The organism is Sphingobacterium zeae (assembly GCF_030818895.1).
Classification (GTDB): domain Bacteria; phylum Bacteroidota; class Bacteroidia; order Sphingobacteriales; family Sphingobacteriaceae; genus Sphingobacterium; species Sphingobacterium zeae.
The window spans coordinates 3,839,047-3,858,782 of the sequence record NZ_JAUTBA010000001.1 but is presented as its reverse complement, the minus strand read 5'-3'; the positions used below and the strand labels follow the sequence as shown (position 1 = coordinate 3,858,782).

At 39.4% G+C, this 19,736-nt stretch carries 17 protein-coding genes and 1 tRNA gene; 7 read left to right on the top strand and 11 right to left on the bottom strand.

What is annotated here, in order from left to right; translation table 11 throughout:
• Positions 1 to 100: 100 nt before the first annotated feature.
• Positions 101 to 2,263, bottom strand: coding sequence for a S46 family peptidase (locus QE382_RS16275; RefSeq protein WP_307186837.1), 2,163 nt, complete (start codon positions 2,261 to 2,263; stop codon positions 101 to 103).
• 226 nt (positions 2,264 to 2,489) lie between these two features.
• On the opposite strand from QE382_RS16275, the gene QE382_RS16270 reads away from it, so the two are divergent.
• Both QE382_RS16270 and QE382_RS16265 read left to right on the top strand, forming a co-directional pair.
• Positions 2,490 to 3,428, top strand: a complete 939-nt coding sequence (locus QE382_RS16270) for a hydrogen peroxide-inducible genes activator (protein WP_307186836.1) — start codon at positions 2,490 to 2,492, stop codon at positions 3,426 to 3,428.
• A 6-nt stretch (positions 3,429 to 3,434) separates the two neighbouring features.
• Positions 3,435 to 5,234 (top strand): chloride channel protein, encoded by a 1,800-nt coding sequence (locus tag QE382_RS16265; RefSeq protein WP_307186835.1) that lies wholly within the window; start codon positions 3,435 to 3,437, stop codon positions 5,232 to 5,234.
• Between the two features lie 68 nt (positions 5,235 to 5,302).
• On the opposite strand, the gene QE382_RS16260 is transcribed toward QE382_RS16265, so the two are convergent.
• The 7 genes from QE382_RS16260 to QE382_RS16230 form a co-directional block, all read right to left on the bottom strand.
• A complete protein-coding gene (locus QE382_RS16260; RefSeq protein WP_307186834.1) occupies positions 5,303 to 5,893 on the bottom strand; it encodes a riboflavin synthase in 591 nt (196 codons plus the stop codon).
• Between the two features lie 462 nt (positions 5,894 to 6,355).
• The gene (locus QE382_RS16255; protein WP_307186833.1) at positions 6,356 to 7,246 is read right to left on the bottom strand and encodes an EamA family transporter; all 891 of its coding nucleotides are present in this window, start codon (positions 7,244 to 7,246) and stop codon (positions 6,356 to 6,358) included.
• Entirely contained in the window at positions 7,233 to 8,051 is an 819-nt protein-coding gene (locus QE382_RS16250) for an alpha/beta hydrolase (protein ID WP_307186832.1), read from the bottom strand. Before QE382_RS16250 ends, QE382_RS16255 begins: the two co-directional genes overlap by 14 nt.
• Positions 8,052 to 8,125: 74 nt before the next feature.
• A complete protein-coding gene (locus QE382_RS16245; RefSeq protein WP_307186831.1) occupies positions 8,126 to 8,701 on the bottom strand; it encodes a Crp/Fnr family transcriptional regulator in 576 nt (191 codons plus the stop codon).
• 100 nt (positions 8,702 to 8,801) lie between these two features.
• Positions 8,802 to 8,874: transfer RNA gene (locus tag QE382_RS16240), tRNA-Lys, on the bottom strand.
• 141 nt (positions 8,875 to 9,015) lie between these two features.
• Entirely contained in the window at positions 9,016 to 9,294 is a 279-nt protein-coding gene (locus QE382_RS16235) for a LapA family protein (RefSeq protein WP_307186830.1), read from the bottom strand.
• Between the two features lie 248 nt (positions 9,295 to 9,542).
• The gene (locus QE382_RS16230; protein ID WP_307186829.1) at positions 9,543 to 9,776 is read right to left on the bottom strand and encodes a hypothetical protein; all 234 of its coding nucleotides are present in this window, start codon (positions 9,774 to 9,776) and stop codon (positions 9,543 to 9,545) included.
• Positions 9,777 to 10,044: 268 nt separating this feature from the next.
• Between QE382_RS16230 and fbp the strand changes: the two genes are divergently transcribed.
• Entirely contained in the window at positions 10,045 to 11,055 is a 1,011-nt protein-coding gene (gene fbp / locus QE382_RS16225; protein WP_307186828.1) for a class 1 fructose-bisphosphatase, read from the top strand.
• 113 nt (positions 11,056 to 11,168) lie between these two features.
• A complete protein-coding gene (locus QE382_RS16220; protein ID WP_307186827.1) occupies positions 11,169 to 12,617 on the top strand; it encodes a L,D-transpeptidase family protein in 1,449 nt (482 codons plus the stop codon).
• Positions 12,618 to 12,658: 41 nt separating this feature from the next.
• On the opposite strand, the gene QE382_RS16215 is transcribed toward QE382_RS16220, so the two are convergent.
• A complete protein-coding gene (locus tag QE382_RS16215; RefSeq protein WP_307186826.1) occupies positions 12,659 to 14,185 on the bottom strand; it encodes a DUF3943 domain-containing protein in 1,527 nt (508 codons plus the stop codon).
• 103 nt (positions 14,186 to 14,288) lie between these two features.
• On the opposite strand from QE382_RS16215, the gene QE382_RS16210 reads away from it, so the two are divergent.
• Entirely contained in the window at positions 14,289 to 15,821 is a 1,533-nt protein-coding gene (locus QE382_RS16210; protein WP_307186825.1) for a SulP family inorganic anion transporter, read from the top strand.
• Between the two features lie 4 nt (positions 15,822 to 15,825).
• Here the strand turns inward: QE382_RS16210 and QE382_RS16205 are convergent, their stop codons facing one another.
• Positions 15,826 to 16,416, bottom strand: coding sequence for a methyltransferase domain-containing protein (locus tag QE382_RS16205; protein WP_307186824.1), 591 nt, complete (start codon positions 16,414 to 16,416; stop codon positions 15,826 to 15,828).
• A gap of 861 nt (positions 16,417 to 17,277) precedes the next feature.
• On the opposite strand from QE382_RS16205, the gene QE382_RS16200 reads away from it, so the two are divergent.
• Both QE382_RS16200 and QE382_RS16195 read left to right on the top strand, forming a co-directional pair.
• Positions 17,278 to 17,643, top strand: a complete 366-nt coding sequence (locus tag QE382_RS16200) for a carboxypeptidase-like regulatory domain-containing protein (RefSeq protein ID WP_307186823.1) — start codon at positions 17,278 to 17,280, stop codon at positions 17,641 to 17,643.
• A complete protein-coding gene (locus QE382_RS16195) occupies positions 17,609 to 18,190 on the top strand; it encodes a RagB/SusD family nutrient uptake outer membrane protein (RefSeq protein ID WP_307186822.1) in 582 nt (193 codons plus the stop codon). Before QE382_RS16200 ends, QE382_RS16195 begins: the two co-directional genes overlap by 35 nt.
• 164 nt (positions 18,191 to 18,354) lie before the next feature.
• Here QE382_RS16195 and mnmE read toward each other — a convergent pair whose 3' ends face one another.
• Positions 18,355 to 19,734, bottom strand: a complete 1,380-nt coding sequence (gene mnmE, locus QE382_RS16190) for a tRNA uridine-5-carboxymethylaminomethyl(34) synthesis GTPase MnmE (RefSeq protein ID WP_307186821.1) — start codon at positions 19,732 to 19,734, stop codon at positions 18,355 to 18,357.
• Positions 19,735 to 19,736 lie beyond the last annotated feature (2 nt).

Sequence of the window (19,736 nt, the reverse complement as noted above, 5' to 3'; positions counted from 1 at the left end):
GCTACTCACGCAGGTGTTGATGTCAACGTATCGGGGAAGAGCAAAAAATCCGCTACATCAGTTGATGCAGCGGATTTTTTTAGACTTGTTTCAGTGCGTATTAAATACCCATTTCTTTTAGAATGAACTGTGCATTATCAATTTTATCGGCAACCCAAAGGACATAACGTATGTCTACGCCGATGGATCTACTATAGCTTTCGTTCCAGGCGAAATCATTGATTGTTGCGTCATAGGCACGATCAAAATTTACGCCGATCAATTCGCCATTGGCATTCATAATTGGAGATCCTGAATTTCCTCCGGTCGTATCCATATCATATAAAATATTGACAGGGACAGATCCGAGATCTTTTTGCAGGTAAGGTCCAAAATTTTTGTTGAGATAAGCTGTTTTGATTTCTTTTGGATAGTCAAACTCAGGCAAGCCCAGGTTTCCTTTTTGAATGATTCCTTCGATTGTGGTGAACGGTTTCATATAGGTTGCGTCAGCAGGAGAGTAACCTTTGATATGACCATAAGTCAAGCGTAAGGTAGAGTTTGCATCCGGAATAAAGTTTTTGGCCTGAAAGATTTCCTTAACAGCGACATAATCGCCCATTAATTTGTTGAGTACTCCTTCGCGTCTTTTTTGCTCAGCCGCGTACTCGACGATATCGTTATGTAGCTTATCCTGAAAATCCAATAATTCGTCGTTAAATTTTAGAAGCGCATCGGCATTGGTCAAGACGGTATTCAGTACATATTGTTGATCGCCAAGTTTGCTATTCTGAATGATTTCAGTCGCAAACTGCTGCGCTTTTTCATTGTTGAATTGCAATTTCTGAATAGAGGCAAGTTGATTTTTGCCCTGAAAGGCAACGGCATCTTCCAACATTTTAGCGAAAATCCGCTTATCGGCCTGTTTATTATAACTTTCGTAAGTTTCGTTGAGAGCCGTTTTTAATTTTTCGATATTGAGATCGAACAATTGTTTGGCCGATTGGGGTGACTTCTCCTTGGCCAAGAAGGATTTCAACATGTTGATATCGCGAGCGACTTTCAATAGGCTCGTGCTGTTGTAAATGTTGTTGATCCAAAGCTCCTTTAGCGCATCTTGATCACTCAGCTGGTAATAAGCGTCAATTTCAGCAAGGAGGTTTCCATATTTATTTTTAAGTTCGGGCTTACTTAGAATAAAGGCCGCCAATGCTTCGTCTTCCTGTTTTTTTGTCGAAAGCAGGTCGATACCTTTTAAACCCTTGAGTTTGCCACGATAGTTCTTTAATACATTGGCATTGCGTTTTATACGAGTGGCCAAGGATAATGCAATATCAGTATTGTCTTTTCCAGCTTCTTCCATTTGTCTATTTTGGAAGTCGTATAGATTGGATACATAAGGTAAAAGATATTCTTGTTGATATCGAATATATTGAGCCGGGCGGTGGCGGAATGTTTTTCCGGGATAGCCGAGTATAAAAGTAAAATCATTTTCCCGTACGCCATTTGGATTGACCTTAAGATGTTTTTTTGGCTGGTAAGGAACGTTATCTTTTGAATAAGGAGCAGATTTTCCGTTTTTGTCTACGTATGCCCTCAAAAAAGAATAATCTCCCGTGTGGCGAGGCCATACCCAGTTGTCTGTTTCTCCACCAAATTCGCCGATATTTTGACGGGGAATATAAACTAGACGAACATCCTCGATCGTTTTATAGCGAAATAACACATAACTTTTTCCGATAAACATTTCCGACACTTCAGCTTTAATGGTTGGATCCTCTTTTTCAGCTTGTTTAACCAGTTCCTGCTGTTTACGTTTGATGGTATTGATGCGTTCTACAGGATCGCTGATATTGGCCACAGCATTCAATATTTTGGCTGAAACATCTTCGTAAGAATCGGTGATTCTGATTTTTAATCCTTTAGCTTCAATTTCTTGTTCTTGGTTTTGCGCGACAAAACCATTTTTCAGGTAATTGTTTATTGCTGTACTGGCAAGTTGAACAGCCGAAAAGGCACAGTGGTGGTTGGTTATGATCAGTCCACGATTGGAAATAAATGATCCTGTACATCCGCTGACTTGAACAAGGGCATCTACCAGACCGACCTGGCCAGGATTGTAAATGTCTTTCTCACTGATTTTTAGTCCAGCTTTCTTCAACCCAGCCCTATTTAATTCACTTAGTGGAAACATTCCTTCGTCCGGATTCGCCTTGGTATAAGCGCTATTTGCCACGGTTAAGAATAAAGCTAGCGCAATTTTCGTATGATTTATAAACTTCATAGGATTTTAACTATCAACTGTTGTAAATCTCCAAATTTAAGAAAAGCATTTTGATGAAATCGATTTTTTATGCGAACAAATGTAACAATAGTGGGTATAAAGGGCTTTTTTGGCAAGGTATTTATTGTACAATGTACGAGCCAAATACTTATGTTGACTTTAATTATAAAGGATTTGACTATGGTTTACGACAGGATTCGTAGTTTTGTGCTTTAAAGATAGTAAGATGACCTTAATCCAATTGGAATATATTGTAGCTGTTGATACCTACCGGAGTTTTGTGGCAGCTGCCGAAAAATGTTTTGTCACGCAGCCAACTTTAAGTATGCAAATTCAAAAACTCGAAGAGTCTTTAGGAGCGAAAATCTTTGATCGCAGTCGCCAGCCTGTTATTCCAACAGAAATCGGGGAGAAAATTATTCTCCAAGCTCGACTTGTTTTAATAGAAAGCCGGAAGATCAATGAAATTGTTCAAGATAAAAAAGGAGAAATTGAAGGCACCTTAAAGGTCGGTGTCATTCCAACAATTGCCCCTTATTTACTTCCCAATGTGTTGGCCACATTTATGGAGAAGTATCCGAAACTACAATTGCAGATATGGGAATATACGACAGAACGAATTGTTCATGAATTGAAAGTCGGACTTTTGGATTGTGGTGTGTTGTCAACTCCGTTAAATGACCCTGGGATATTGGAATCGCCTTTGTTTTATGAAAACTTTGTTGCTTATATTTCGACCAATAGTTCCCTATTTTCAAAGAAAATACTTAGTGGTGATGATATTGCTGACGATAAGCTTTGGTTACTTAATGAAGGCCATTGCATGCGCGGTCAAGTACTTAATATTTGTCACCACAAGCACAATCAAGATCTTACAGGAAGATTCGAGTACAATACGGGTAGTGTAGAGACGTTAAAGCGCATGGTGGATGTCAACGACGGAATTACGATATTGCCAGAATTATCGATCTGGGATTATTCCGATGAACAATTGGATCGGATCCGTTATTTCAAATCGCCAGAACCGGTACGGGAAATATCCTTGGTAACGACCCAAAATTACGTCAAAAGACATGCAATTCAGGCCTTAGAAAAAGAAATACTCGCCGTAGTGCCTGATAAATTTAAAACAAAAAAGAAGAAGGAAGTGTTGAGCTTTCAATAAGATGATATGGGAAACCTCAAAGGACGTTTTTTTAGAAAGATAGACCAAATTAACCAATGGCGGATGAAAAAAGTTTCGAACAGAAATTTTATCATTCTATTGGCATTTTTGGTGGGAATTGTTGGCGGTATCATGGCGTCTGTGCTGAAGAGGCTGACTCATTTTATTGCGGCAACTATACAAGATGATATTGATTGGAAGGTAAAGTACTCCGTCTATTTGATTTTTCCATTGATCGGGATCTTGCTTAGTGTATTTTTTGTCCGCAAGTTTTTAAAAGGGAAGAAGATGGAGCACGGTATTACTCCGATTATTTATGCCATTAGTCGCAAAGGAAGCCGGTTAGACCCGAGTAATATTTATTCTCAGGTAGTCACCTCTGCCATTACCGTGGGTTTTGGTGGATCTTGTGGTTTGGAGGCTCCAGTCGCTTTGGGCGGGTCTTCTATTGGTTCTAATATAGCCCGCTTTTTTGGTTTACAGTATAAGGAAGTCACCATGTTATTGGCTTGTGGAGCCGCAGCGGGAATTTCAGGGGCGTTCAACAGCCCTTTGGCGGGAATGATTTTTGCAATTGAGATTTTACTGCCTGAATTTTCTATTCCTGTGTTTATTCCTTTATTAATTTCCTCGGCCCTGGCTTCAGTAGTGTCGCGAGTCTTGTACAATGAACCTCTATTTAGTACGTTTAACTCCGATTGGCAGGTTTCGGCGTTACTATTTTATTTGCTGCTGGCGGTACTTATTGGTCTTTATACCATTTATTTTGCGCGTGTTTCCAGAACTGTTGGAAAATGGTTTGCAACCATTAAGAATCCCTATAACAAAGTTTGGGTGAGTGGTATTTCCTTAGGTTTGATGATTTTTGTATTTCCAGCATTGTACGGTGAGGGATACATTACCATACAGCAAATTCTCAACGGGCAGTTTAACTCGATTGTTAAAAACAGCTTGTTTTCGAATTATAAGGACATCGGCTTAGTGGTGTTTGGTTATACGATATTGACGTTATTTGGAAAATCCTTTGCTGCATTGTTTACATTGAACGGAGGAGGCAACGGAGGAGTTTTTGGACCAAGTTTGGTCATGGGAGGTTTGTTGGGCTTTGCGTTTTCATACGGTATAAACTTGACTGGAATTGCCGAGTTAAATGTACCAAATTTTGTGGTAGCGGGAATGGCTGGTGCTTTGAGTGGCATTATGCATGCTCCGTTAACGGGTATATTTTTAATTGCAGAGGTTACGGGAGGTTACACATTAATGGTTCCATTGATGTTGGTCTGTTCAATTTCTTATTTGATCAATCGGACGGTATTGAAGCACTCCATTTATACTAAAGTATTGGCGGAATCGGGGGATCTGATTTCCTATGAGGATAAGGATCGATCGGTACTCAGTATGATGCGAATAAAATATGTATTGGAAACTAATTTTGTGATCCTGCGCCCTGATGAAACACCTAAAACTAGGCAAACGGACATTATCCATAGTAAGCGTAATATCTTTCCGGTAGTGGATTACGAGGGTAAATTTATTGGTCTTATCTACAGCGAGTTTCTATTTTCTGCGTTATTGGGGGAAGTAGAAGGGGGAGATACGACCTTTGAAAAATTAGCTCAGAAGCCAAATGATACAGTAGGGATCAATGAAAATATGGAAATTGTGATGGCCAAAATGAATAAGGATGATACCTGGATACTTCCTGTTTTAGGAGCCGAAAACAAATATATGGGCTTCGTCTCCAAATCGAGTGTATTTAATAAATACCGCGCATTACTGATACGTCAGGGCCATTATTTGGAATAGGTAGAACACTTCATCTTTGGTATAAGCTTTCTCGGGTAGATTAAACCCGAGGAAGCTTTAAGAATTTCTTAACCACGCAAAGCCATGATCTTGCTTACATATTTCCCGATGATATCAAACTCGATATTGACAGTGCTACCTACTTCCACGTGTTGCAAGTTGGTATGTTCAAATGTATAGGGAATGATCGCGACGGAAAATTGATCGTCTCTCGAATCTACAACTGTTAAGCTTATACCATTTACAGTAATGGATCCCTTTTCTACGGTAATATTTTGTTTGCAGATATCATATTGAAAGGTAAAAACATAACTACCATTTTCGTCTCGCTTGGCTATGCAACAGGCAGTCTGATCAACATGTCCTTGTACGATATGTCCATCAAATCTCCCTCCAGCCAACGTACAGCGCTCCAGATTAATTAAGTCTCCCACTTTCAACTGTGCCAAATTTGTCTTTTGCAGGGTTTCATCAATTGCCGTTACTTGATGGAGATTGTCGTTCAATCCAACTACGGTGAGACATACTCCATTGTGGCTCACACTTTGGTCTATTTTAAGTTCATTGGAAATAGCGGAACTGACATAAAAATGAATATTGCTTTTGTCCTTTTCGATATTTTCTATTTTTCCTAGCGTTTCTATAATTCCAGTAAACATGATGCTCTTTTTGATTGAGTCAAAGTTACTAAATAATTAAATGAATCATCTATGTTTACTTCCTACAAAAATGAGCAGTAAAATATCCTGTCCATAGCATTACAAAAATGTGAAAAGAGTGTAGTGTACTTTTTACACTTACTAATCCTTTTGTGAAGGTTGTCCTAAAGCAAATTTATGGGAGTTGAAAAAAAATATAACAAAATTTTTGTTTATATCATTTGAACCATTATCTTTGTCATAGGTTTAGGTTGATTGCCTCTTACAAAGAGGTATTTATAAAAGCTTAGCAGGTCGCCCGACCAATGCTAAGCTTTTTTTTAGCACCTATTTTTCATAGTTATTCCACCACATCTTGATTGTACGTTTTTGCTTTCTTTGTTATGTCGACACTTTGTGCGGATCAGGCATAGCATGTATTCGTCAAGGTTTATTGAATAAAAGTATGGGGATATAACAAATTTACGCGCTGGTTAGCTCGTGCTGATTACGTAGATTGATGATGATTACAGCTGTTAAAATAAGCAGTATGTCAAACCACTGAAATCCCGTTACGACTTCCTGCAAAACGAACATGGCAGAGAGTGTTGAAATAGGAATCTCTAGGCTTGAAATTATATTACCCATTGCTATTCCAGTTTGAGGTATGCCTTTTGTAAATAATAAAGGCGGAAGGATGGTGCCAAAGATCGCAATAAGCAGTCCCCAGGGTAATGCTTCAATTTGCATATACCGGACGATAGCAATATTCCAAAATACCACGATGAGTAATAGTCCGCCGAGAACTAGGAATTGGCTGCGCACTAGACTTGGTAATTGCTTCTCTATAGAACTTGACGCATAAATTGCCAGTGCATAACTTATCCCGGCTCCGAAACCTAATAGTATTCCTTTGTAGTTAAGAGCAATATCATTTTGCAATATATTAGTAGCAAAGGCCGTTCCGACTAGGACAATAATAACACCTATTATTTTTGCACGTGATGGGAATTTTTTTAGTAGCAATGCTTCGGCAACTAAACTAATCCAAATAGACTGCATCAGTAGAATAATTCCAATGGATACTGGAATGTATTGAATGGATAGGTAATAAAGTGTTGTTGTCAGCCCTAGAGAAATGCCCCAGATCATCAATTTAATTTTCGATGAGAATTTGATGACGCTATATTCTTCTACGTTGCGTTTTGATAAAAGATTCAATGCCAGCAAAAGGAGAAATCCGAACATAAATTGCAAAAAGGTCAACAAGCTGGTATTTATACCTAAATGATTGGCATATTTTACAATTGTCGCAAGAAGTCCGTAACTGCAAGCGCCAGCAGCGACATAGAGTGTTGATTTATAGTCCTTCATTTTGAAAATAGTTTTGAAATAAAGCCAATTGTTGTGATAATGATTTGCTCCAGTAGGCTGTATCATGTCCTCCTCTTGATTCCATATATAAGTGCTCAATATTTTTGCTGGTCAGATGCTTATGAAATGTTCTGTTCATTTCCAGCATTTGTTGGTCTTCGGTTCCACAATCGATAATGTAGTGCTGCTTATTTTGCATCATCCTATCTTCATTGCTGTAAATCCGTTCGCTGTCGTTTAGAGCTTTTAAATCTCCCAGTACTTGGTCTACCTGATAGCCTTGATATCCTTTTCCGAAGCGATCGAAATCTATGGCACCGCAGGAGCTTCCGACAATTGAAAAGGTGTGCGGATAAGCTATACTGATGTGTAGCGCTCCATAACCACCCATGCTCCAGCCGAGTATCCCTCGAGCACTTCTATACGGTAAGGTAGGGTAGTGCTGGTCGATGTAGTTGACGAGTTCGGCACCGATAAAAGAGCTGTATTGTGAATGAGGATTTATGGGGCTATCGACGTACCAGGAATTGAAATTTCCATTGGGCAGAACATAAATAGTTTGAAATGTTTTTGCTTTTTGAAGTAAGTCGGGAATATCGTCCTGCAAAGTGCGGTCTGGATTGCCACTATAACCATGAAGAATATAGACCGTTTTATATTGAACTCCATGTTGGATTTCGGGTGTAACGATAATGGTCTCGATATTTTTGTCCATCTTTTCACTATGGACTTTTGTTCTGATTATCTGTTGAGCTGTTAGCGGTAGGATAAGAGCAGAGAATAGGAGTGTGCATATTATTTTCATGTCCTAATAATTTATCTTTATAGGACAAAATTCTAAAGTTTAAAAGTAGAAAACATGTACAAATGTTGATGGAATTATGATTTTAATTCTTTACGGATTCGGCTCAGCTGTGTTGGCGTTACTCCTAGATAAGACGCTATATGGTGTTGTTTCAGTCTTTTAAAAAGCGATTGATTTTTGTAAAGCTCTATATACCGCTCTTTGGCAGATTTCCATTTGAGTTCAATTTCAAGTGGTTCTTTTTTTACGACCCAATTCTTTTCGAGATAAGCAAGCTGAAAAAGTGCTAAATCATGGTGGGTTGCTATAAGTTCGCGAAACACTTTAGCGGAATACTGGATCAATTGGACATCTTCGAGTGCAACGATACTGAATTTACTTGGTTTTTCTTCGATGATTGCAGCAGTAGAAGCACAAAAGCTGTTTTCCTCGAAAAATAATTTGTAAACGATATTGCCATCAGCATCCGGTCTATAATAGCCTAACAGTCCCTTGCAGACGAAGTAATAGTATTTCGCATATTCTCCAGCGCGTAGGATGAGTTCGTTTTTTTTGAACTGTTTTACCTGACAGATCGTTTTCAAAACTTCTGTTGTGGCCGGGCTAAGCGCCGCATAGCTATTCATTTCGAAGAGAAGTTTTTCTATCATCAGGAGAGGCTGTTAGTTTTAGTTTGTCAGGAAAAGTCAATTACGAATGCTGACAAGCTTAAACAAAGAAAAGCTAATCTTGCGATTAGCTTTTCTTTTGTGATCCCGCTGGGATTCGAACCCAGGACCCATACATTAAAAGTGTATTGCTCTACCAGCTGAGCTACGGAATCTTACTTCTTTAATTCTGAACTACCGTTCCTTGTTTGAAGTGATGCAAAGATAGGGTTAATCCCTATTTCTCGCAAGTATTTATGTGATAAAAATGCGGTCTAGCTCTTTACGGCTTCATTTTTAGTGATTTATTTTTTGTTTTAGGAGAGGAATTCCCGGTCTTCTTCCGATAATTGGGACCTTCGTTCGCTGCTCTCTTCATTAGATTCTTCAATATTGTCCTGTTCATACACCTGCTGTTTCTTCTTTCCAATTTTTAGGGCGAATAAAAATGCGATTCCGGCAATAAAAAAAGCTAATAGCAGCTTCCATAGCGCGACCTGTGTTTCTCCGAAAAAATTGAGCGGCACCGATTGTGGGTTTCTGACACAGACCACTGTGATGATCACCGTTATGAAAATTAAAAAGATATTACGCATGTTTCTGTAAACTATATATTATTATTACAACAGCGAATATAGGGATTATCTGTTTTTAATTGAGATCGATATTTATACAATTTAAGTGTAGTGAATTTCAGATAACCGAAACTAAACTGACACTCGTGGCAGCGGTTGCTGAATGGCGATGTCAAAAGCGTGTTACTCTAATCACACTATAGTACTCATAATAGAGAGGCTTTCGTGTTGTCGATGAGGTGATCAGTATATTAGGGATGTATATAAGATTAAGATAGGAGCATGGCTTGGGGATGTTTGATCAAGGTGCTGATGGTTGCTTCATTTTTTAGGATTTCTTCATGAAAAGGAGTAGGAATCATCACCTTAAATGTTTTTCGAGCAGTTTTTATTATAAAAAGGGCACCGTGTACGATCTGTTTATCGTCAATGATCAAAGTATGTTGCTTGGCAACCTGACTGCCTAATTTTTCCTTTTCTATAACTTGTAAAAGTTGCTGCATTGTTTTAAAATATTTAGCCAAAATTACTAAATACTTATCATTTTTTGCTTTTTTTCTGGACGTCGTTATTTTAAATTTGGTCCTTGCTTTCTGTTTTTTATTGTTTTTTTTATAGCTAATAAACGTTTTAGCAAAAAAAGTTTGCAAAATTAAGTGCAAACGATTGCGTATTTATGTTGCTAAAATGCTCGCTATTAAAGCAATGTGTTAGCTAAAACTTGTTTAACTTTTTTAGCTTTGTGCAACAAATATCCAATAAAACAATATTATGAGTGGTATAACTACATTAGGTCAATTTATTATTGAAAAACAGGCTGATTTTCCATATGCCAAAGGTGAGCTCTCCCGTCTCTTACGCGATATTGGGATCGCAGCAAAGATTGTAAATAGAGAGGTTAACAAGGCCGGATTAGTTGATATTCTAGGTGACGCCGGACAAGTCAATGTACAAGGCGAAGGACAAAAGAAGCTGGATGTTTATGCGGATGAACAATTTATTAATGCGTTACAAAGTGGGGGCGAGTGTTGTGTAGTTGCTTCCGAGGAACATGAAAATCCAGTGTATATCCAATCCGGGATTTCCAAAAATGCGAAATATATTGTATGTATCGACCCATTGGATGGTTCAAGCAATATTGATGTAAATGTGTCTGTCGGGACAATCTTCTCTATCTACAGAAGGATATCTAACACGGGCGTTTCCTGCAATAGCAATGACATTTTACAGCACGGGACAAAGCAGGTAGCGGCTGGTTATGTGATCTATGGCAGTTCGACGATGTTAGTATACACGACAGGAAAGGGAGTAAATGGCTTCACATTGGATCCTTCGATCGGTGAGTTTTGTTTATCTCATCCAGATATGAAAATTCCTGCTTCAGGTCAGATCTACTCGATCAACGAGGGTAATTATTCTAAATTTCCGAACGGGGTGAAGCAGTATATTAAATATTGCCAAACGGAAGATAGTGCAACGCAGCGGCCGTACGCGTCGCGCTACATTGGCTCAATGGTGGCGGATATTCATCGCAATCTCCTTAAAGGGGGTATATTTCTTTATCCAACGACCTCTGCACATCCTAATGGCAAATTGAGATTGATGTATGAATGCAACCCCATTGCGTTCATAGTTGAGCAGGCTGGAGGCAAAGCTTCTAATGGCGTTCAGCGTATACTGGATATTGAACCTAAGACTTTGCATCAACGATCAGCTGCTTTTCTAGGTAATACCGATATGGTCGAACTACTGGAAGATTTCTTAAAAAAGTACATTGATTGAATCTGTAGTAATTCAATGACAGGCAAGATTCTTTAGAACACAAGAATTATTTATCTTTACACTCACAAAATGGCTTTATTATTGCGAAGCCATTTCTTTTCATGATCTGTCGTATGTTACGTTTTTTAATTTTTCTTTCGTTTGTTTCAGTAGTATTTTTTTCTTGTAGAGAGAATCCTCCTACATATGGCGATGTTTTGGCGAAGGGCTTTGAAAATAAATCCTATAAAGATTTTGATACAACCGCGTATGTTAAAATCTTCCATGAAGTGTACCATAAGGAAAAATCGAAGCTGATTAATCCAAGCTGGATGAAGGAATTAGCCGATTCCACGGAAGGGATGACTTTAATTTCGGAGCATCTCTTTGATGGTAGTATTGATACATTGCTGGCGTATTTTGAACGAAGTGAGGAGCATGGCATTCGTAGTAGTTATTTCCATACTTCAGCCATTAAAGAAACCCTGTTTTCTTTGCGGAAGCTGAAAACTAAAGATGTTGCAGCGGCCTATCCCTTATTAGCTAAGCTTGATCTATTGAGTACAGATGGACTGATAGCTTATGTAAGTAGTCTAAAATATGGTGTTGTCAACCCCAAGCGTCTTTATGGTAGATATTTTGTTCCTCAAAAGCGTATGAACTACAGTAAAGTTGTGCGCTTGCTGGACAGTGTAAAAATTGGAACTGTATTGACCGATATCCAACCAAAGAACCAATTCTACGTCAAATTTCAGAATCTGCTGCAAAGTGGAAATTTATCTGTGACGCAACGGAGCCAGGTGCTAATGGTATTGGAAAAATTGCGTTGGATGGGACAGGATTTTCCAGAAAAATATGTTTTTGTTAATATCCCTGAACAACGTCTGCATATTATCGAAGATGGAAAAACAAGCCAATCGATGAATGTATGTGTAGGTGAAACAGAAAATCCCGCCTATTCACGTAAAGGCGAGAACCATGAAACTCCGGTGATGCAGGGCATGTTGGATGCCATGCAAGTTAATCCCGTGTGGAATATTCCGAATAGTATTGTTAAAAAGGAAATATTAGCAAGCGTTCGAAATAATCCAAACTACCTGGCATCGCGCAATATGGTTGCTTACTATAAAGGTAAACAAGTGGATCCTGCCACTGTTAACTGGAATTCTGATTCTGTCGAGAACTTTCGTTTCAAACAGAATCCCGGTTCGGATAATTCCTTGGGGAACGTGAAATTTTTATTTGAGAATCCATACTCTATTTACCTTCACGACACGCCGGCAAAACAAATGTTCGGGCAGAGTAATCGAGCCGTTAGCCACGGTTGTGTTCGCGTGGAAAAACCCGTGGATTTAGCATCTTACCTCGTCAATAATGAGAAGCAGGCCGAAAAAATTGCGAAGGAAATTACGACAGATTCGATTTCGAAATCGCGTTGGGTCACCCTTAAACGCCAGATGCCAGTATACATCACCTATTATACCACTTGGTTGGATGACGGAGAAAAAATTGTTACATATCCTGATATCTATGGTTACGATCAACGCTTGAAAGAGGCGTTGAAGAAATATTGGGCTAACTAATAGCAAAGTCTTAACACATCGAGTTAAGCCTTTGCTATTAGTTAGTATTGGGAGTTATAAGCAAGTGCTATCCGAACAAAAGGATAGTCTTTGTTCACATTATTATGGTCTCGATAGTGACCTTCTAATCTGAAGTAGCCGGAGTAAAGATTTACACCAAAGTTTTTCCAGATACGGATGGAAGCATTCGTGGATGCAGTATGTAGAAAATGGTGAGACTTGTTGCCGCTGATTGTGACAAAATAACCACCACGATAGTCTACACCAAATTTAAAGCGATTTAATGTGGTCAATGTGGCTGAAATGCGAACATCTGCTCCAGGGCCATAATCATATGTACGGCTTTCACCAAAATGGAGATAAGGATCTGGCACAGCCGCTAATACTACAGGGCCACCGCCAAGAATGGTTGTCAGCTTGCTACGGTTACCGATATTGAAGTTGGAAAAAACATTATAATTGATACTCTGTGATCCGTAATAAAAGGCTTCATTGCGTAGAAAGTCGAAATGCGCAGACACGATACCACGATGAAGTCCTGTTAAATTGGATAAAATACGGTTACCGTATAACGAGGCATACACATTGACCGCATTGACGATGGAACTATCATCTGATCCAAGTTCTAAGTTGAGGAAAAAGTCGTCAAAAGGTTTCTTTTTGTCCAAATAATCGTTGGTGTAAATCAATTTGATACGCGCGTAGATGTCATTTTTCCCTTTATTTAATACATCGTGTTCCTTGGCGTCAAAGCGCCTTAGCCCCAATTCAACTTCGGTGTGAACCAAGGAGCTATCGATAACGGCACCTTTGACCTTATTGCCCCAGCGCCCATCCAGAAGCCGGTTGAGCCCATTTATTGGATTGATCAGCATCGCCAGTAGCTCTTTTTTATTGCGCTGTCCTTTAGTCAAACTTGGGCGGGAAAGAATATGGTGCGATAGTCTATGGGTCATTTCACCTAAAATTGTTCCACCAAAGCTTGTATTGATGATATCATTGATGGAAGGCGGCTCGGTTTCACCTGCGGTTTCCCAGATATAGCTACCGGCAACGGCGGCAGCTGTTGACTGCAGGAAACTATAATTATTGGATCGAAACGAATTGAAATAAAACTGACCGTGATAAGGGTGTGCTATTTGATTTGTTGCGAAAAGATTATCATCCCATGTCCACGCTGATAATTTTAAATGGCTGAAAAAATTTTTAAAAGAAATATGTGAAACAGGATCTTTGCGAATGAAGTAATTAACCGAAGCCGGAATGGCCTGGATGGAAAACCATTCAATTCCAGCTCTTAAAAAGTTTTTTTTCTGATAATCAAATAGACTGTCGGTTTGTTGTGGGTTGAAAATTGAATTGCGTTCCCACAGTTGCGGATTGTTATCGTAGAACACGTTATATTTATCCGAAAGTTTAAATCGAGAAAGACGTTCTGAAGGTGTTAGCGAGTCACTAGCAGCTAGGATTGCTGCTCTGCTGGTCCCGAGATGAACAAGCAAGATATAGGAAAATATGAGAAGACTATAATAAAAGCAGGTCGCGTGTGGTCTGAAAGAGATGAACATACTGTTTTGCAATAAAATTTGTAAAGAATAACAAATATAGCATAAAAGTGTTTGTTCGATTAGTACCTTTGAGGCGTTTTATCTTGGTTCAAGAAATTTAGCAATGAACAATAAATTCGATATAGTAAATATAAAATCGATCAATCTTAAGAATGAGCTTTTTGCAGGATTAACGGTTGCAATGACGATGATTCCGGAATCGCTCTCTTTTGCTATTCTAGCGGGGCTTCCACCGCTAACAGGGCTTTACGCTGCATTCTTAATGGGGTTGGTTACTTCCATTCTGGGCGGTAGGCCTGGAATGGTATCGGGGGGCGCGGGGGCCACTGTGGTCGTCTTGATGGCGCTTGCAGCAAGGCATGGAATAGATTATCTCTTTGCTGCAGTAGTATTGGCTGGCATTTTCCAATTTTTGGTAGGACTTTTTAGGTGGGGAAAATTTGTGCGCCTAATTCCTCAACCTGTGATGTATGGCTTTTTGAATGGTTTGGCCATAATCATATTTATGGCTCAAGTGGTGCAATTTAAAGTAAGCGCTGGAAGCGACGCGGTATGGATGTCGGGAACAACGTTGTACATCATGGGCGGACTGACTTTGTTGACGATGCTGATTGTAATTGGTTTTCCGCGTGTCACAAAGGCCATCCCCGCCTCGTTAGTTGCCATTCTGATGGTATTTGGCGTAGTGTCATTTTTAGGTATTCCAACAAAGAAAGTCGTAGACATTGCATCCGTCAGTGGAACTTTACCGCGTTTACATGTGCCCATGGTTTCTTGGAGTTGGGAAACCTTGCAGCTGATTTTTCCGTATTCATTGGTAATGGCGGGAGTCGGTCTCGTGGAATCGCTGTTGACACTGAACATGGTCGATGAAATTACAGCGACAAAAGGAAATGCGAACCGTGAATCCATGGCACAGGGGATAGCGAATGCAATCAATGGATTTTTTGGCGGAATGGGGGGATGTGCCATGGTTGCGCAAACATTGGTCAATTTAAATGCTGGTGCACGTACACGGCTTTCTTCTTTTATAGGAGCAATGACCATCTTACTGATTATTTTAATAGGAGCGCCTTTTATTGAGCAGATACCAATGGCAGCGCTGGTTGGCGTAATGATGATGGTAGCGATTGGAACCTTCCAATGGGTGAGTTTACGTATTATCAATAAATTTCCCAAATCAGATATTTTCGTGGGGATACTTGTCGCAGCGATTACAGTGATCTTGCATAATTTGGCACTTGCGGTGCTCATCGGTGTAATAATATCTGCACTTGTATTCGCTTGGGACAATGCAAAGCGTATTCGGGCAAGAAAATATATGGATTCGGAAGGTATTATGCATTATGAAATATATGGGCCACTTTTTTTCGGTTCTACAGCTAATTTTTTGGATAAATTTGATGTTTTAAACGATCCCGAACGTGTTATAATAGATTTTAAGGAAAGCAGGGTAGTGGATATGTCTGCTGTGGATGCACTTAACAAAGTTACCGAGCGCTACGCTGCACAAGGGAAAAGAATAGAACTTTGGCACCTCAGTGAGGACTGCCGCTCTCTATTGAAAAATGCTACTGGTGTTGCGGTGGTCAATATCATGGAAGATCCAACCTATCATGTCATGCCGCGGACGTAGACTGCTACATTTTTTGTAATTCAATGAAGAGTTCGTTTCCCTGTCGTTGTGGAATGCTTTTGGAAGAATCTATTAGCTGCAAAATGTCAAACTTCGATTGGAATAGCTCCTGATATTCCGCTTGATTCCCACCGAAAGGCGGCCCTTTTTGAGCGAATTCCTTTTTAAACAACAATCCTATAAGGATGCCTTGAGGCTTCAGCAAGGCAAGCATTTGTCGTACATAGTCTGGACGTAATGCTGGATGGAGAGCACAAAAAAAGGTTTGTTCAATAATGTAGTCGTATTGACCCTTATGCTGAAAGAAATCTTGACATATAACCTGAACATCGGGGTTTACAGCGAATTCCTCGCTGACTTGTTCAACCAAGCTCGGGGCAATATCCAATAATGTTATTTGACTGAATCCTTTATTGACAAGAGCCTTTGCCTCATGCGCGTTGCCACAGCCAGGAATTAAAATGCGCGCATTTTTGGCAATAGATTCTTCAGCGTAGCTAATAATCGCAGGAGAGGCGTATCCAATATCCCATCCTGTTTCTTTATTCTTGTAACGATCGTCCCAATAGTTTTCATCTAACAATAACGAATTCATATCTATTTACTTGTATATACGCAAGTTAAATAAATATTATGTCAGTATTGAAATAAATCCGTCGATAAACAGGCGTATTTGTCAATGCCGCGCTATTTACTTGCTAATGTAATATTATCATTGCGTACCATAAAATAGATAAAGAACAAATGATTGACTTTAAGAGATGTATTGTTTTTTATTTTATACTCGTTTTACTTTTTATATTTCCGGTAATCGCATTCGCACAAATCAACTTGGTAAGATCTTCGTATTCGAGTGAAAGGTATCATTTGAAATCTGCAATATACTTTTGTAAACCAGGTGGTTAGGTGGGTAATTATATTCTTTCAGGACATGCGGAAACGGCATTTTTTGGTGCCGAATTGTTGTGGCACGAATACCCAACGGAGTCAATTTAGTACGGTATCGAGCGTGTGCTGTTGCCGCTGGAACTGGTTATCTTCGTATGTACAACGATAAGCACTGGTTCTCAGATATCGTAATGGGAGCGGTTAAACTCCTGTTTTTTTATTCGGTCGTTCAATGGCAACATAGCCAAGCCGACTTTTGTTGTAAAAAATATTTTTAGGTGATCTGCCTGGATTCCATTTTTCAATTTCCTAAGACTTTTCATCATCTATCCTACATGTAACGTTTATGTGCATGTTGATTCAAATATTTTTTTTATTTCTTTAATAGGATTTTGTTATCTAAATTTAATACATAATCTAATAAACTTTTACTGTTTTTTATAAAAAGAAAAGCAGGCTTAGTGAATAAACCAAATTTGAACTTGTAGGTTCTTTATTATTTGAAACCAATTTGTAATTATGATGAGAATTTTTTTTTCTTCATGGAAAGGCGAGACCCATTAGCCTTTTGGGGCTCTGCCTGCTGTTTAGTCAGCCTGATTCATACGCACTGAATCTGGATCCGATCAATGCTATTGTCGATCAAGATCAGGTTGCAGGGATCATTAAAGATGAGAGAGGTCAGGCATTAGCAGGTGCTACCATCACTGTCAAAGGAACATCCGTTCAAGCGTCCTCCAATCAACAAGGTATTTTTTCTATTCGGGCAAAGCGTGGTGATGTTTTGGTCGTGAACTACCAAGGGTTTGCAAAACAGGAGGTGGCCGTTTCCACAGGCAACGTCAATGTCGTCATGGTTTCGAGTGATCAAGCACTAGAAGAGGTCGTAATCATTGGCTATGGTAAGCAGCGGAAAGGGAATATCACCGGTTGATGTCGACTTTGTATTGATGCGCTATGCCGAGGTTTTATTGAATTATGCTGAGACGGCAAATGAAACAGGAGATCTTGCGACAGCCTTAGACCTGGTTACGCAAATTAGGAAAAGAGCGGGAATCGAGCCTGGCGCAGACAATAAATATGGCATAACAGCAACCACGAAGGAACAAATGCGGGAAGCTATTTTGACGGAGCGCAATATTGAGTTCTGCTTTGAGGGACATCGTTTTTGGGATTTAAGAAGGTTACGTAAGCTCAATATTCTCAACAATACAACCAAACATGGAGTTGAAGCTATTGCCATAAATTCAAATGGAACGGAGATGAATCTGGATGATGCCAATGCATTGGCCAAAACATATACGTTGAAAGAAAACCAATTTAAATATAGCATATTGCAGGTGCCCAATACAGGAAACAAAATAAATTTGGTACCCGATACCTATTATTTCTTTCCCGTCGCGCAGTCGGTCATTGACAAGAACCCAAATATCAAGCAGAATAAAGATTGGGGCGGAACATTTAATCCAACTTTGGATTAATTTATTCGCTCATATATGGTATGATGAAAAGCTCCTCCAATGTATTTGCCCTCATAAGAATGGAGCTATTCCGACGTAGGAGTTATGGAGTGGTCAATACCAATAAAACCACCTTCTGAGTTTTGGCGAAGAAGGTGGTTTTATTGGTATTCTTTTTCTCTGAGTTACTTTCCGATACAAAACTTTGAAAAGATATTATCTAATAAATCGTCAGTAGAGACACTACCTGTAATTTCACCAAGATGATATAAGGCTTGGCGAATATCCATTGCGAGAAAATCGGATGTGACCGGATTGTCAATACCATAGATTACGCGTTCAAGTGAATCTGCTGTTTTTTGTAGCGCTTCTACGTGACGGATGTTGGTGACCATGACATCGTCGGTATTTAAATTTCCTAAACGTACACGATTGATCAATTCGTCTTTCAGTTCCTCGACACCGATTTGTTCTTTCGCTGAAATGTAAAGTGGATTAAGGACATTATAAACCGCTTTTTGCGCCTCAGAAAGCAAATCTGATTTATTGATAATGGTGACAAATGGAATTTGTAGTCGCTCGATTTCTGGTAATTGAGCTTGTACTTCTTCAACTTTGTCCTGTGTAGGATCGAAAAGATAAATGATCAATCGTGCCTGTTTCATCTTTTCACGGGTGCGTTCAACTCCTTTTGCTTCAATAACATCTGCCGTCTCACGTATACCTGCTGTGTCAATAAACCGGAATGTGACGCCATGAATATTAATTTCATCTTCAATAGTATCACGCGTAGTCCCTGCAATATCGGAAACAATGGCACGTTCTTCATTTAAGAAAGCATTCAATAGGGTTGATTTTCCAACATTCGGTTTCCCGGCAATGACAACAGGAACACCATTTTTAAGGACGTTACCTTGTTCAAAAGATTGTATTAATTTTTGAACAATGACCTGTATTTTGTTGATCAGATTTTTTAGTTGATCCCTGTTCGCAAATTCCACATCTTCTTCCGAAAAATCAAGCTCTAATTCAATTAGTGATGCAAAGTGAATGAGATCTTCGCGAAGGGATTTAAGCTGATTGGAGAAACCGCCCCGCATTTGTTGCATCGCCACTTGATGCGAAGCTGCAGAATTGGATGCAATTAAATCGGCAACTGCTTCTGCTTGTGATAAATCCATGCCACCATTGAGAAATGCACGTAGGGTAAATTCTCCCGGACGGGCAGCACGGGCCCCTTTTTTAATCAGTAAGCTAACAACTCTTTCGATAATGTATTTGGAGTTATGTGTTGATATTTCCACGGAGTTTTCTCTGGTATAGGAGTTCGGGGCTACAAATAGAGAAACAAGCACTTCATCTATAATTTCTTCACCATCGCGTATGGTTCCAAAGTGAATCGTATGAGACGCCTGTTGAAGAAGATTCTTTCCTTTAAAAATTTCGTTCGTAATTTTTATAGCATGCTGACCCGAAACGCGTATGACGGCAATGGCTCCATTTGTTCCCGAAGATGTCGCTAATGCAACAATGGTATCTTCAGTGATATATCCCGTATTTGACATGG